9 protein-coding genes are annotated in these 14,067 nt (G+C 61.5%); 4 read left to right on the forward strand and 5 right to left on the reverse strand.

Translation table 11 applies throughout. The features are described from left to right. The first annotated feature begins 22 nt into the window (after positions 1 to 22). Entirely contained in the window at positions 23 to 1,861 is a 1,839-nt protein-coding gene (locus B9Q17_RS12060; protein ID WP_094625409.1) for an SLC13 family permease, read from the forward strand. Here the strand turns inward: B9Q17_RS12060 and B9Q17_RS12065 are convergent, their stop codons facing one another. Further along, positions 1,862 to 2,461: a TetR family transcriptional regulator gene (locus B9Q17_RS12065; protein WP_094625410.1), complete on the reverse strand. Its 600-nt coding sequence runs from the start codon at positions 2,459 to 2,461 to the stop codon at positions 1,862 to 1,864. Positions 2,462 to 2,587: 126 nt separating this feature from the next. On the opposite strand from B9Q17_RS12065, the gene B9Q17_RS12070 reads away from it, so the two are divergent. The 3 genes from B9Q17_RS12070 to senA all read left to right on the forward strand — a co-directional run bounded on the left by B9Q17_RS12070 (position 2,588) and on the right by senA (position 8,499). Next, positions 2,588 to 3,760 (forward strand): efflux RND transporter periplasmic adaptor subunit, encoded by a 1,173-nt coding sequence (locus tag B9Q17_RS12070; RefSeq protein ID WP_094625411.1) that lies wholly within the window; start codon positions 2,588 to 2,590, stop codon positions 3,758 to 3,760. Next, on the forward strand, positions 3,760 to 6,870 hold the full coding sequence (locus B9Q17_RS12075; protein ID WP_094625412.1) for an efflux RND transporter permease subunit: 3,111 nt from the start codon (positions 3,760 to 3,762) through the stop codon (positions 6,868 to 6,870). The genes B9Q17_RS12070 and B9Q17_RS12075 overlap by 1 nt, the downstream gene beginning before the upstream one ends. A 294-nt stretch (positions 6,871 to 7,164) precedes the next feature. Continuing rightward, a complete protein-coding gene (gene senA, locus B9Q17_RS12080; RefSeq protein ID WP_094625413.1) occupies positions 7,165 to 8,499 on the forward strand; it encodes a selenoneine synthase SenA in 1,335 nt (444 codons plus the stop codon). Here senA and B9Q17_RS12085 read toward each other — a convergent pair. From B9Q17_RS12085 to purH, 4 genes are all read right to left on the reverse strand, one after another. Then, positions 8,469 to 10,040 carry a cation:proton antiporter domain-containing protein gene (locus B9Q17_RS12085; RefSeq protein WP_094625414.1) on the reverse strand — a complete coding sequence of 524 codons (1,572 nt, stop codon included), beginning with the start codon at positions 10,038 to 10,040 and terminating at the stop codon, positions 8,469 to 8,471. The genes senA and B9Q17_RS12085 overlap by 31 nt on opposite strands. Positions 10,041 to 10,115: 75 nt before the next feature. Next, positions 10,116 to 11,051 (reverse strand): alpha/beta fold hydrolase, encoded by a 936-nt coding sequence (locus B9Q17_RS12090; protein WP_094625415.1) that lies wholly within the window; start codon positions 11,049 to 11,051, stop codon positions 10,116 to 10,118. Between the two features lie 104 nt (positions 11,052 to 11,155). After that, positions 11,156 to 12,442 (reverse strand): phosphoribosylamine--glycine ligase, encoded by a 1,287-nt coding sequence (gene purD, locus B9Q17_RS12095; RefSeq protein ID WP_094625416.1) that lies wholly within the window; start codon positions 12,440 to 12,442, stop codon positions 11,156 to 11,158. A gap of 22 nt (positions 12,443 to 12,464) precedes the next feature. Beyond that, positions 12,465 to 14,045, reverse strand: a complete 1,581-nt coding sequence (gene purH, locus B9Q17_RS12100; protein ID WP_094625417.1) for a bifunctional phosphoribosylaminoimidazolecarboxamide formyltransferase/IMP cyclohydrolase — start codon at positions 14,043 to 14,045, stop codon at positions 12,465 to 12,467. Positions 14,046 to 14,067 lie beyond the last annotated feature (22 nt).

A 14,067-nucleotide genomic window follows, 5' to 3' on the forward strand; every position in this document is an offset into this window, starting at 1 on the left:
ATCGAAGTGGAGCAGTGATTTGATGTTGTCTGACCAATGGATTGTGTTTCTGGTGCTCGGCATCACCCTCGGGCTGTTTGTCTGGAACCGGCTGCGCTTTGATGTGGTGTCCATGCTGGCCTTGCTGGCAGTGGCTATGGCCGGGCTGGTGCCGTCTGACCAGTTGTTCGCAGGCTTCGGTCACCCGGCGGTGATTACCGTGGCGGCGGTGCTGGTCATCAGTCAGGGGCTGGTCAATGGCGGGGTGGTCGATGCCGTGGCACGGCTGCTCGGCAAGGTAGGCCGTAACGCCGTGTTGCAGGTGATTACCCTGACGTTGGTGGTGGCCCTGTGCTCTGCGTTTATCAACAACGTAGGGGCCCTTGCGCTGTTGATGCCGGTGGCTATCTGGATGTCCCGTAAATCCGGCCGGTCGCCCTCCTTGCTGCTTATGCCCCTGGCGTTCGGCTCACTGCTGGGTGGCACCATCACCCTGATCGGTACACCGCCGAACATCATCATTGCCAGCTACCGGGAGGCAGGTTCGTTCGGCCTGGTGGATTTCGCCCCGGTGGGCCTGGCCATCACTGTGGCCGGTATCCTGTTTATCGGACTGATAGGCTGGCGCCTGACGCCGAAGCGGGACGATCCTGCTGCCGGCGACAAGCTGTTCAGTGTGGGGGACTACGTGACCGAACTGCGGGTGCCTGAGGGTTCCGACTATGCCGGTAGTACCTTGCACAACCTGCTGACAGCCGGAGAGGGCGACAAGAGTGTGGTGGTGCTGGCCCTGATCCGGGGTGACAAAACCTCTCCGGCACCGTCCACCTACAGCGTGTTGCGGGAAGGGGATCTGCTGCTGGTTGAGGCGGATACGGAAAGCCTGCAGGAGTTTGTGGATTTCACCGGGCTCGCCCTCGCCAATGTGGTCGGGGAAGAGGAAAGCGAAGATTCGGACGAACAGGCGGCGGAAGACCCTGGCAAGGCGAGACCTGCCGGCGAGTCCGCGGAAACGCAGATTGCTACCGGTGACGTTCGCCTGACCGAGGCCATTATCACGCCTTCGTCGCAGCTGGTGGGCCGCACCACCAACCGGCTGAACCTGCGGGAGCGGTACGGTTTGAACGTGGTGGCGGTTGCCCGGCAGGGGCATCGCCTGAAAAAACGCCTGGCCGATATCCGTTTTCGTTCCGGGGACATCCTGCTGGTTCAGGGCTACCAAGACACCCTGATGGGCACCCTGCAGCAGCTGGGTTGCCTGCCACTGGCGGAAAGGGAGTTGAGTCTGGGGCGGCAGAGCAATCTCTGGCTGGCTGGCGGGCTGTTCCTGGCAGCGATTGCCGTCATCCTGTCCGGCTGGCTGACACCACCGGTGGCCCTGGTGGCCTGTGCCGTGGCCATGGTGCTTACCCGCTTGCTGGACACCTCAGAAGCCTACCGGGCCATCGACTGGTCGGTGATTGTGTTGCTGGCGGCAATGATCCCGGTGGGGCAGGCCCTGGAAAGCACCGGAGGTGCCGCGCTCATTGCCGGCCAGATCCTGGATGTGGCCGCCGGGCAGGCACCCTGGGTGGCACTCACGATTATCCTGGTGGGTTCCATGCTGCTGTCTAACGTGGTTAACAATGCGGCGGCAGCGGTGTTGGTGGCGCCCATTGCCCTCGGTATCTCGGCCCAGCTTGGTTTGTCGCCGGATGCTGCCCTGATGGCAGTGGCGGTGGGTACCTCCTGTGCCTTCCTGACGCCTATCGGGCATCAGTCCAATGCCCTGGTCATGGAGCCGGGTGGTTACCGTTTCGGGGATTACTGGCGGCTGGGTTTGCCACTCTCTGCGGTGGTGACGGTCACCGCAGTGCCGATGATTCTGTGGGTATGGAACTGATCAGTCCTGTAACAGGCCTTTGAAAAAGCTATCGACCAGCACCGGAGCGATTTCGGCCAGGCGCCAGCGTTCCGGTGTCGCCAGCCAGTCAAAGAACAGGCCCAGCATCTGGGTGTGGAGCAGGTAGGCCGCCTGCTCGGGGGTGAGGCCCGGGCGCAGTTGTTTGCGGATTTCCGGGATAATGAAAATGCTGCTGACAAAGGCAAGACCTTCATCCGCCAGTTCCCGGTGCTTGTTCAGGGCCTGGTCGGATTCATTCCGGTGGAACAGAATGTAATACACCCGGAAGTACCGGGCATCTTCCGCCAGTTTGCGCAGGGCCACGACACACAGTTCTTTCAGGTTCTCCAGGCTGTGCCCGCCCCGGCTGGCGTCGTCTATCATTTCACCCAGTGGTGCCCGTACCCGCTCGAGCATGGCATGAAGGATGTCCTGCTTGTTGCGGAAGTGCCAGTAAACGGCGCCCCGGGTAACGCCGGCTGCCCGGGCGATTTCTTCCAGTGAGGCGCGGGCTACGCCTTTGTCCATGAACACCTGCTCGGCGCAGTCCATGATGGCTTCCCGGGTGGCTTCCGCTTCTGCTTTTGTTTTTCGTGCCATGGTTCTCGTGTGGTGGTCTGTGTGTTTGGCAAAGGAGTATAAACGAGAACAGTTTACATACATACACGAATGAATGTATGTTATCGCGCTCTTAATTTTTCCGATCCGGTGTTCAGGAGAACGCACATGCCCTTCGAAAGCTCTCATCGACCGTTGGCCCGTAACGGGCTGATCCTTGCAGGTTTGTCTGCCCTGTTAGTGCTGGCGGGCTGCAGTAACGACGATCAGCCGGCACAGCAGGGTGGGGGCGGCATGCCACCGGCAGCCGTGGTGGTGGAAACCGCTGAACTGACAGACGCCAGTGTGCGCCAGGACTACGCTGGCCGTGCCCGTGGTGCCCGGGAAGTGGAAGTGCGCGCCCGGATCAGCGGTATTCTGGAGCAGCGCCTTTACGACGAAGGGCAGATGGTGAGTGAGGGCGATGCCCTGTTCCGGATTGATCGCAAGCCGGCCGAGGCGGCGCTTCAGCGTGCCCGAGCCCAGCGCCAGGTAGCGGAAGCCAACCTGCGCCAGGCCGAGCGGGAGTGGAACCGGATTTCCTCGCTTTACGAGCGCAATGCGGTTAGTGAGCGTGACCGTGACTCGGCGCAGTCTGCCCTGGAACTGGCCCAGGCCAATATGGCCGTGGCGAATGCCGGCATGACCCAGGCCGAGCTGGACGTGGGCTATACCGAGGTGACCGCACCGATCAGCGGGGTTACCAGCCTGGAAGACTTCCCGGAAGGCAGCCTGATTGATACCGGCACCCTGCTGACCACCATCGTGCAGCTGGACCCGATTCATGTGCGCTTCGCGCTGCCGGAAAATGACGCCACCATCCGCCGGGTTGCCCGTGAAGGCATGGCCAGTGCCGGTGAAGAGCAGAACGTGAACGCCCGCCTGGTGCTGTCGGACGGCAGCGAATACCCGCTGGATGGCCGCATCGACTTCACCGCCTCGACCCTCGACCCGCGCACCGGTTCGGTGTCGGCCCGGGCCGTGTTCCCGAACCCGGAGCAGATGGTTGTGCCTGGTCAGTTTGTCCGGGTAAGGGTGGAGTTGCAGTCGTTTGACGACATCATCACCGTGCCGGAAAAAGCGGTCGCCCAGGGCCCGCAAGGCCCGGTGGTGTATGTGGTGGACGACGAAGGCAAGGCCCGCGCAAAGGCGGTTGAGCTTGGCCCGGTTTCCCAGGGCCGGCAGATTTTGCTTGAAGGGCTGGAAGCCGGTGACCGCTTTGTTGTCAGTGGCCTGACCAACCTCCGCGACGGCGCACAGGTGAATGTGACCAATGCCGAAGACGGGGAGGGTACTGACTGATGCTACGCACCTTCATAGACCGCCCGATTTTCGCGACGGTCGTCTCCATTATTATTACCCTGGGTGGTGCCCTGGCACTGCTTGGCCTGCCGGTGGAACAGTACCCCAACGTGGTGCCACCCCAGGTGGTGGTCGACGGCCGCTTTCCCGGCGCCAGTGCCGATGTTATCGCCGATTCCGTGGTGGCCCCACTGGAGCAGGAGATCAACGGCGTGGACGACATGATCTACCTGGAATCCAGCGCCACCGACTCCGGCAGCTTCCGGGTAACCGTGTCGTTTGAAATCGGCACCGACCCGGACCAGGCCACCATCAACGTCAACAACCGGGTACAGCAGGCTCTGGCGCGACTGCCGCAGTCGGTGCGGGACCAGGGCCTGAAGGTGGAGGCCCGTTCCACCTCCATCCTGCAGGTGATCACCCTGTCCTCTCCGGACAACTCCATGGATGTGGTGGAAATCTCCAACTATGCCCTGCTGAACGTGCTGGACGAGCTGGTGCGCCTGCCGGGTATTGGTGATGCCTCGTTGTTTGGTGCCCAGGACTATTCCATGCGGATCTGGCTGCGGCCCGACAAGCTGGCCCAGTACGAACTGACCCCCGGTGATGTGGCCAACTCCCTGCGCGGCCAGAACGCCCAGTTTGCCGCCGGCCGTATCGGTGCCGAACCGGCCCCGGAAGGCCAGGCTTTCACCTTCAGTGTGTCTGCGCCCGGCCGGCTGGCCAGCCCGGAAGAATTCGGAGAAGTGATCCTGCGCAGTGACGAGCAGGGTGCCTCCCTGCGCCTGAAGGATGTTGCCCGCATTGAGCTGGGTGCCCAGAACTACGACTTTGCTGCGGTCTATAACGGTGGCGCTACCGTACCCATGGGGGTTTACCTGCAGCCCGGTGCCAACGCCCTGGACGCCGCCGAGGCGGTCGACGAAGCGATGAAGGAAATTGCTGGCCGTTTCCCGGCGGGGCTGGAATACAACGTTCCCTACGACACCACCCGCTTTATCGACATTTCCATCCAGGAGGTGATCAATACCTTCATTGTGGCGGTGTTGCTGGTGGTGCTGGTGACCTTCCTGTTCCTGCAGCATATCAACGCGACCCTGATCCCGCTGGTTGCCATTCCGGTCTCCCTGATCGGCACCTTTGCGGGCATGCAGGCGCTGGGCTTCTCGGTCAACCTGCTGACCCTGTTCGGGTTGATACTGGCCATCGGGGTGGTGGTGGATAACGCCATCATCATCATGGAAAACGCCGAGCGCCTGATGAAGGAAGAGGGCATGTCGGCCTACAACGCCGCCGTGGCTACCATCGGCCAGGTTTCCGGGGCGGTAGTGTCGTCAACCCTGGTGCTGGTGGCGGTATTCGCGCCGGTGGCCTTCCTGGGTGGCCTGAGTGGCGAGCTGTACCGGCAGTTTGCGATAACGATTGCGGTGTCGGTAGTGATCTCGGGTATCGTGGCGCTGACCCTGACTCCGGCTATGTGTGCCCTGTTGCTGGGCCATGAGGGCAAGCAGCTGACGGTGTTCCGCTGGTTTGATGCCGGCTTCGACAAGCTCACCGCCGGCTTCTCTGCCGTGGTGGACTGGCTGTTAAGGCACGCGGTTGTCGGCGTACTGCTGTTTGCCGCCATGCTGGGCGGTACGGTCTTCCTGATGAAGGCGATGCCCTCCGGGCTGGTGCCCCAGGAAGACCAAGGCTTTGTGCTGACCGCCTATTCATTGCCGCCCACGTCCTCCCTGAGCCGGACCGAGCAGACCCGGGACGAGCTGGTGCAGAAGATGATAGCCATGCCGGAAGTGAAAGACGTGGTCGCCTTCGCCGGTTTTGACATCATCTCCAGCGCCCTGCGCACCAACAGCGGTGTGGCGTTTGTGACCCTGGAAGACTGGGCGGAACGGGAAGGCGAAGGCCAGGCGGCGGCTGACATTGCCAAGAAGGTGATGGGCATCGGCTTCGGCATGCCGGAAGCCTTCGTGATTGCCTTTACCCCGCCACCCATTCAGGGCTTGTCTACCACCGGTGGTGTGGAAGGTTACATCCAGGCCCGTGGCGGCCGCACCCCGGCTGAAATCAAGGCCATGGCGGACAGCTTCACCCAGGCCGCCAATGCCCGGCCGGAGCTGACCAACGTGCGGGTCACCCTGGATACCGGGATCCCCCGGTTCAAGGCCAACGTGGACAGGGAAAAAGCCCAGGCCGCGGGTGTGCCCATCGACCAGATCTTCACTACCATGCAGAGTACCTTCGGCGGCCTGTACGTGAACGACTTTACCCTGCAGGGCCGTAACTGGCAGGTTAACCTGCAGTCCGAAGGTGAGTTCCGGAGCCACCCGGATGACCTGCGCAAGGTGTTCGTGCGTTCCAACTATGGCGAGATGATTCCGCTGAGTTCGCTGGTGGAGCTGGAACGCACCAGTGGCCCGGATATCCTCAACCGGTTCAACGTGTACCCGGCGGCCAAGTTGCTGGCAGACCCGACCCCGGGCCACACCACCGGTGAAGCGCTGACGGCATTGCAGGAAGTGGCGGCGGAGCAATTTGACCGCAACACCCTGCTGGGCTGGACCGGCGAGGCCTACCAGCTGCAGGATTCTGCCGATTCCGGCACCCTGGCCTTCGGCATGGGCTTGTTGCTGGTGTTCCTGATCCTGGCGGCCCAGTACGAGCGCTGGGGCCTGCCGGTGGCGGTGGCCACCGCTGTTCCCTTTGGTGTGTTCGGCGCCGCACTGGCCTCGTTGTGGCGCGGTTTCCCGAACGACATCTACTTCCAGGTGGGCCTGCTGGTGCTGATCGGCCTGGCGGCCAAGAACGCGATCCTGATCGTGGAATTCGCGGCCCAGAACCGCAAAACCGGCATGAGTTCGTTTGAGGCAGCCAGCGCGGCAGCCCGTCAGCGTTTCCGGGCGATCATGATGACGGCGCTGACGTTCATCGTGGGCTCCCTGCCACTGGCGTTCAGCTCCGGTGCGGGTGCGGTTTCCCGCCAGGAAATCGGTACGGTAGTGGTCGGCGGCATGCTGGCGGCCAGTACCCTGGCGCTGTTCTTCGTGCCCTTGTTCTACAAGCTTATCGAGGATCTGGCAGACTGGCGGCGTAAGCGCAAAGCCGCATGATTGCCGCGTTAGCCTGTTCGTTGCGGCTTTGAGTGAGCTGAACCGGGGCAGGCTATCGTAGTTATAATCTGAAAACCGCCGTCGGTGACTACCGGCGGCGGTTTTTTGTTTGGTACTCTCGTTGATTCATGGCGTATGAAGAGCGAGTTCGGAGAGGCTTTCCAAAAATTTGTGGAGCCAGGGATGGCGGAACAGAAGCGACACATGGATGTGCCGCCAGGAGCGGTTTTTGGAAAGCCTCTCCGAACTTGCTCCTGCACCGAGGTTTCAGGCTAGGGGATATTAGGTCTAAACATGAACAAGAAAGCGCTTCTGGCTGAACTTGAGCTGGCTCGCAGCCGGACAGAACAGCTGATTGTTACTTTGCCTGAAGATAAACTGGATGTGCCTTACCACCCGGGTGTGAACCCACCGCTCTGGGAAATGGGCCACTCAGCGTTCTTCTACGAGGTCTTTGTCTTTAACCTGCTGGACGGCACGCCCAGCTATGATCCTTCCATGGATGACCTGTGGGACTCTTTCCATGTCGATCACAAAGACCGTTGGAGTCGGGATCTGTTTCCGGGCCGGGAAGAAACTCTCAAGTATTTCAACACCATCTACGACCGGGTTGCCGAACGCATCAAGGGTCGGGAACTGACCGATAAAGAGCTGTATCTCTACCGCTACGCCATTTATCACCAGAACATGCACATCGAGTCGCTGATCTGGTGCCGGCAGACGGTGGGTTATCCGGCGCCGGTGGATTACAAGGGCGATCGGCCGGCTCCGGGCGAGCCGGTGAGCGGTGATGCGCAGATTCCGGCCGGGCGTTGGGTGATCGGGATGCCGGGTGAGTCTGAACAGTATGCGACCGAAGACTTTGCGTTTGATGCCGAGAAGCCACGTTTTGAGGTGGAGCTGCCGGCGTTTGCGATCAGTCGTACCCTGGTGAGTAACCGGGAGTTTCAGGCGTTTGTTGAGGACGATGGCTACAAGCGCCCGGAGCTTTGGTCGTTCGGGGGCCGGAAGTGGCTGGATACGGAGGTGGATGTGGCGTTGGTGCACGGGGTTACGGAACCCCGGATGGCGGTGCCACGGCATCCGCTGTATTGGCGCTGGCATGAAGGGCACTGGCAGGAGCGGGTGTTTGACCAGTGGCTGCCGCTGGAGCCGGATGCGCCGGTCACCCATGTGACGTATTGGGAAGCGGAGGCGTTCTGTACATGGGCCGGGCGGCGGTTGCCGACGGAGTATGAGTGGGAGGTGGCGGCGCTGGGTAACAAGCCCGGTGAGCCTTTCCGTCGGTATCCCTGGGGCAACGAGCTGCCAGGTGCATCGCGGGCGGATATGGACGGCCGGGCCGTGGCCCGTAATCCGGTGTCGGATTATCCGTCAGGAGACAGTCCGTTCGGCTGCCGGCAGATGATTGGCTCGGTCTGGGAGTGGACCAGCAACGAGTTTCTGCCTTATGACGGCTTCAAGGTGGATATGTATCCGTTCATGTCGACCCTGCAGTTTGCCACTCACAAGGTGACCAAGGGGGGTAGCTGTGCCACGTCATCCAACCTGGTTCGTGGCACTTACCGGCAGGCGTACCTGCCGTTCCGCGGTGATGTTTATACCGGGTTCCGCACCTGCGCGGTCTGAAGCCCTGATTTGTCCATGAGGTGGCTGGCGAGGGCTACGCCGGTCTCGCTCATGGTGAGGTAGGCTTCGTCTGCGCCGGCGATGCGGATTTTCTCGGCTTCGTCGGCGTACATGGTGTGGGCCACGATATAGCCTTCAAAACCGAGCTTGCGCAGCATCCGGGCGGCGATGAGCTTGCCTTCAATATCATTCATCGCCAGCACCACCGACTGCAGCGCAGGCATATGCAGGCCCTGCCAGAAGGTGTTGTCTTCGGCATCGGCAAAGACCACGTTCCGGCCTTCCTGCTGGTGCTTTTCCATTTTCGCCGGGTCGGAGTCCAGGCCCATGATTTTGGGTTCGTGGGGTTGAAGCCAGTCGTACGTGGCGGTGCCGGTGCGGCCCATACCCATCACCAGTACGCGGGTATCGCCCAGGGAAATCGGCTGTTCGTCCGGGTGTCGTTTCTTGCTCTCGAAGCGGACGATGCGTGGTGCCAGCTTTTCGAACAGGCTGTGGGCAAACCGGTTCAGGGGTGCGGAGATCACGAAGGACAGCGACACGGTAATGGCCAGCGGAATCAGCCATTCAGGCAGGGCGATGCTGGCGACAATCAGGCCGAATTCGCTGTAGTTGGTCAGCGACAGGGAGGTCAGGAAACTGCTGCGGGCACGCAGGCGGAAGCCCAGCAGCAGGAAGTAAAACAGTATGCCTTTGAGTGGCAGCAGCAGGGCAGCGACGACGGCAAAGATCAGTGCCTGCTGGTCTGGCAGGCCGCCAATGCCGATCTGCAGGAAGAAGCCCACCAGGAAGATTTCCTTCACGCTCCACAGCGACTTGGCCAGTTCCTGGGAACGGGGATGGTTGGCCAGCATGGCACCGAACACCAGGGCGCCCAGTTCCGAACTCAGGCCCACCGCCTCGAAGCCCAGGCCACCGACCACCAGGGCCAGCAGTAATCCCAGCAGCACCAGCAGTTCGTCATGGCCGCTGGCATCCAGCAGTTTGTAGAGCAGGGGCCGTAGCAGGGGCAGGCCAAAGACAATCAGCGCCCACTCGGAAGGGGTTTTGCCGGCGGCCAGGCTCATCACCACCAGGGCGATCAGGTCCTGCATGATCAATATGCCGATGGCTACTCTACCGTGGAACGCCCGCAGTTCCCGCTTGCTTTCCAGTACCTTGGCCGCCAGCACGGTGCTGGAGAAGGACAGTGCGATGGCGAGCATCAGGGCGGTGGTCCAGTCCAGGTCGAACAGCAGGTACAGGCCGGGGGCAAACACCACGCAGGTAATGGCAAAGTGCAGCAGGCTGCCGCCGATCACTTCAGGGCTGATGATGGAGCGCAGCTTGAGTTTCAGGCCAACGGTAAACAACAGCAGCAGAACACCCAGGTGGGCGATGTGAGCCAACACATCGGTGGGCTCAGCGGTAATGCTGGTGTTGGCGGCCAGGCCGCTGAGCACAAAGCCCGCGGCCAGGTAACCGACGAGTGGCGGCAGGCCGATGCCTTTAACAAGCAGGCCGATAACAAAGGCGAAACTGATCCAGATGGCTTCAGGCATGGCGCGTTCTTTTGACGGGAAAACAGGCCCGAAACCTTACCGTTTTTTTAACCGTAAATGTAGTGGCCGTTGGTGTCAGGGCTGCTGCTCTGCAAGAAACCGCCGGAACAGTTCTGCAGACCGCTCCGGGGCCTCCACCATCGGAGCGTGGCCGATGTCATCCAGAATGGCTTTGCGGGCATCGGGGATGGCCTCAACGAAGACGTCGGCGTTGCGGTAGTCGATCACCCGGTCCAGCTTGCCCCACACCACCAGGACCGGCGCCTGGATGTTGGTGATGGCATTACGGAAATCCGGCTCAAAGCCGGTGTCGCGGATGGCGGCAAAGATGACTTCGTTGACTTCCCGGTTGGCGATGGCCTTTTCTTCCATTACGTCGAAAATCGGCCAGGGAACGAACGGGCGCTTCTCCAGGGCGAAATCCAGCAGCTTGTCGAAGTCCCCTTCCTGCTTGGGGATCAGCGGGTTGTCGCCTTCCAGGACCAGGTCGACCAGTTCGCTCTCGAATTCGAAGATGCCTGCCGGGTCAAACAGCACCGCCGTTTGTACCTGGTCGGGATGGGTTGCGGAATAGAGCGCGGTGATGGCGCCGCCCATGGAGTTGCCCATCATGTGGAACCGCTCCACGCCCAGCTTCGCCAGCGCCTGGTTCAGGTAGCCCACCTGGTCTTCAAAGCGGTAGCCGATGTCCATGGGTTTGCTGCTGTCGCCATGGCCGGGCAGGTCGAAGGCGTAGATGTTGAACTCGCCTTCGAATTCCTTCGCCAGCCGGGTCCAGTTGTCTTTATTGGCACCGAAGCCGTGAATCAGAACCAGTGTGTCGCCGTCCACCGGCTCTTTGCTGCGCAGATAGGTGATATCCAGTTCCCCGACCGCGACCTGTTCGGTTTCAAGCCCGGCGCTGGAGCGCTCCCAGCCAATGGCACTGTCGTAGATGCCCTGTTTCGAGCAGGCGCTGATCAGAAGGGTGGTGGCGAGCAACAGAACAAGGTTGAGTGCGTTACGGGGCACAGTGAACTCCTTTTCATGGTTTCGGGGTTGATGGCCTAACACTAACCCATAAAAAAGCCCGGTCAATGACCGGGCTGACAGCTTTAACGGGCAGAGCCTGAAACTCAGCCTTGCTCCCGGGCAATGGCCCGGTAGGCAATGTCGTTACGGTAGAACATGCCGTTCCAGCTGATTTTCTTCGCCAGCTCATAGGCCCGTTGCTGGGCTTCGGTCACGCTGTTGCCCAAAGCGGTGGCACAGAGTACGCGGCCGCCGGCGGTGACAACGTCGTCGCCGTTAAGCTTGGTGCCGGCGTGGAACACTTTCTCGCCTTCGGTTTCACTTTCCGGCAGGCCAGAGATGACGTCACCCTTGCTGTAGTCGGCAGGGTAGCCGCCGGCAGCCAGCACGATGCCCACAGAGGCGCGGTCGTCCCACTCGGAGTCGCACTGGTCCAGCTTGCCGTCCACGGCCGCCTGGCACAGCTCAACCATGTCAGACTTCATGCGCAGCATGATCGGCTGGGTTTCCGGGTCGCCGAAGCGGCAGTTGAACTCGATCACCTTCGGTGCACCGTTGGCATCGATCATCAGGCCGGCATACAGGAAGCCCTTGTAGGGGTGACCTTCAGCCGCCATGCCGTTGACGGTGGGGTAGATCACCTCGTCCATGATGCGCTGGTGCACATCAGGCGTGACTACCGGGGCCGGAGAATAGGCACCCATGCCGCCGGTGTTGGGGCCGGTGTCGCCGTCGCCTACCCGCTTGTGGTCCTGGGAGGTAGCCATGGCCAGCACGTTCTTGCCGTCGACCATCACGATGAACGAGGCTTCTTCGCCGTCCAGGAATTCTTCCACCACCACGCGGCTGCCGGCATCACCGAAGGCATTGCCCGCGAGCATGTCGCGGATGGCGTCTTCGGCTTCTTCCAGGGTCATGGCCACGATCACGCCTTTACCGGCGGCCAGGCCGTCGGCCTTGACCACGATCGGCGCACCCTTTTCACGCACGTAGGCGAGGGCTTCGTCTACATCGGTGAAGTTGGCGTAGTCGGCGGTCGGGATCTTCTGGCGGGCCAGGAAGTCCTTGGTGAAGGCCTTGGAGCCTTCCAGCTGGGCTGCACCGGCGCTGGGGCCGAAGATGCGCAGGCCGCGGGCCTCGAACTTGTCCACCACGCCTGCCACCAGAGGGGCTTCCGGGCCGACGATGGTCAGGCCGACGTTGTTCTGCTCGGCAAAGTTGGCCAGGCCGTCCAGGTCCATCACGTCCAGGTCGACGTTCTCCAGGTTCGGCTCCCGGGCCGTACCGGCGTTACCCGGTGCCACGAAGACTTTTTCTGCCTGCGGAGACTGGGCTGCTTTCCACGCCAGGGCGTGTTCGCGCCCGCCACTGCCAATAACCAGAATGTTCATGTGCTGCTCCTGAATACGTTGATCAGTGACGGAAATGGCGCATGCCGGTGAAGACCATGGCAATGCCATGCTCGTTGGCGGCGTCGATCACTTCCTGGTCGCGCATGGAACCGCCCGGCTGGATCACTGCGGTGATACCGGCAGCGGCAGCCGCATCGATGCCGTCGCGGAACGGGAAGAAAGCATCGGAGGCCATCACCGAACCCTTCACTTCCAGGTTTTCATCGGCGGCTTTGATACCGGCAATCTTCGCACTGTAGACGCGGCTCATCTGGCCTGCGCCCACACCGATGGTGCGGCCCGCCCTGGCGTAGACGATGGCGTTGGATTTCACGTACTTGGCTACTTCCCAGGCGAACAGCAGGTCGTTCAGCTCTTCTTCGGTGGGCTGGCGCTCGGTAACCACTTTCACGTCTTCCATAGCGACCATGCCCAGGTCACGGTCCTGCACCAGCAGGCCGCCGGTTACGCGCTTGTAGTCCATGGTCTGGGCGCGCTCGCCGCCAAATTCGCCGCAGGCCAGAAGGCGTACGTTCTTCTTGGCAGCAACAATCTCGACCGCTTCCGGAGCCACGCTCGGGGCAATAATGACTTCCACAAACTGGCGATCCACGATGGCCTTGGCGGTAGTGGCATCCAGTTCCCGGTTAAAGGCGATGATGCCGCCAAAGGCGGACGTGGGGTCGGTGGCAAAGGCCAGGTCGTAGGCCTGCAGGATGTCGGCACCGATGGCTACACCACAGGGGTTGGCGTGCTTGACGATGACACAGGCCGGGTCTGCGAACGGTTTGACGCACTCCAGCGCAGCATCGGTGTCGGCCACGTTGTTGTAGCTCAGTTCCTTGCCCTGCAACTGCTTGGCGGTGGCCACGCAGGCTTCTTTCGGGTTGCGCTCGGCGTAGAAGGCAGCGCGCTGGTGCGGGTTCTCACCGTAACGCATGTCCTGAACCTTCACGAACTGGGCGTTGAAGGTGCGGGGGAAGTCGGCGTTGTCGTTGTCCGGGGTGCGGCCGCCCAGGTAGTTGGCAATGGCACCGTCGTAACCGGCGGTGTGCTCGAAGGCTTTTACTGCCAGGTCGAAGCGGGTGCTGTAGGTGAGCTGGCCGTCGTTACTGTCCAGTTCTTTCAGAACCCGGCTGTAGTCGGAAGCGTTCACCACGATGGCGACATCGTTGTGGTTCTTGGCGGCGGCGCGAACCATGGTTGGGCCGCCGATGTCGATGTTTTCGATGGCAGTGGCCAGGTCGCAGTCCGGGTTGGCAACGGTCTCTTCGAACGGATACAGGTTCACCACCACCATGTCGATGGGGTTGATGCCGTGTTCGCCCATGATGGCATCATCAGTGCCGCGACGGCCCAGAATGCCACCGTGAATCTTCGGGTGCAGGGTTTTTACCCGGCCATCCATCATCTCGGGAAAACCGGTGTAGTCGGACACTTCGGTGACCGGTACGTTGTTTTCCTGAAGCAGGCGGAAGGTACCGCCGGTGGACAGCAGTTCAACGCCGCGTTCAGTCAGGGCTCGGCCGAAATCGACGATGCCGGTTTTATCACTTACGCTGATCAGGGCGCGACGGACGGGGGTGTTTGCCTGGTTTGCCATGGTGACTGCCTTCCTTTATCAG

Source organism: Marinobacter vinifirmus (assembly GCF_002258215.1).
Lineage (GTDB): Bacteria > Pseudomonadota > Gammaproteobacteria > Pseudomonadales > Oleiphilaceae > Marinobacter > Marinobacter vinifirmus.

Bases quoted from the DNA above. Each gene is read 5' to 3' on its own strand.
- purH (WP_094625417.1), bottom strand. From the start codon at position 14,045: ATGGCAAACCAGGCAAACACCCCCGTCCGTCGCGCCCTGATCAGCGTA.
- B9Q17_RS12085 (WP_094625414.1), bottom strand. From the start codon at position 10,040: ATGCCTGAAGCCATCTGGATCAGTTTCGCCTTTGTTATCGGCCTGCTT.
- senA (WP_094625413.1), top strand. From the start codon at position 7,165: ATGAACAAGAAAGCGCTTCTGGCTGAACTTGAGCTGGCTCGCAGCCGG.
- B9Q17_RS12070 (WP_094625411.1), top strand. From the start codon at position 2,588: ATGCCCTTCGAAAGCTCTCATCGACCGTTGGCCCGTAACGGGCTGATC.
- B9Q17_RS12075 (WP_094625412.1), top strand. From the start codon at position 3,760: ATGCTACGCACCTTCATAGACCGCCCGATTTTCGCGACGGTCGTCTCC.
- purD (WP_094625416.1), bottom strand. From the start codon at position 12,442: ATGAACATTCTGGTTATTGGCAGTGGCGGGCGCGAACACGCCCTGGCG.
- B9Q17_RS12065 (WP_094625410.1), bottom strand. From the start codon at position 2,461: ATGGCACGAAAAACAAAAGCAGAAGCGGAAGCCACCCGGGAAGCCATC.
- B9Q17_RS12060 (WP_094625409.1), top strand. From the start codon at position 23: ATGTTGTCTGACCAATGGATTGTGTTTCTGGTGCTCGGCATCACCCTC.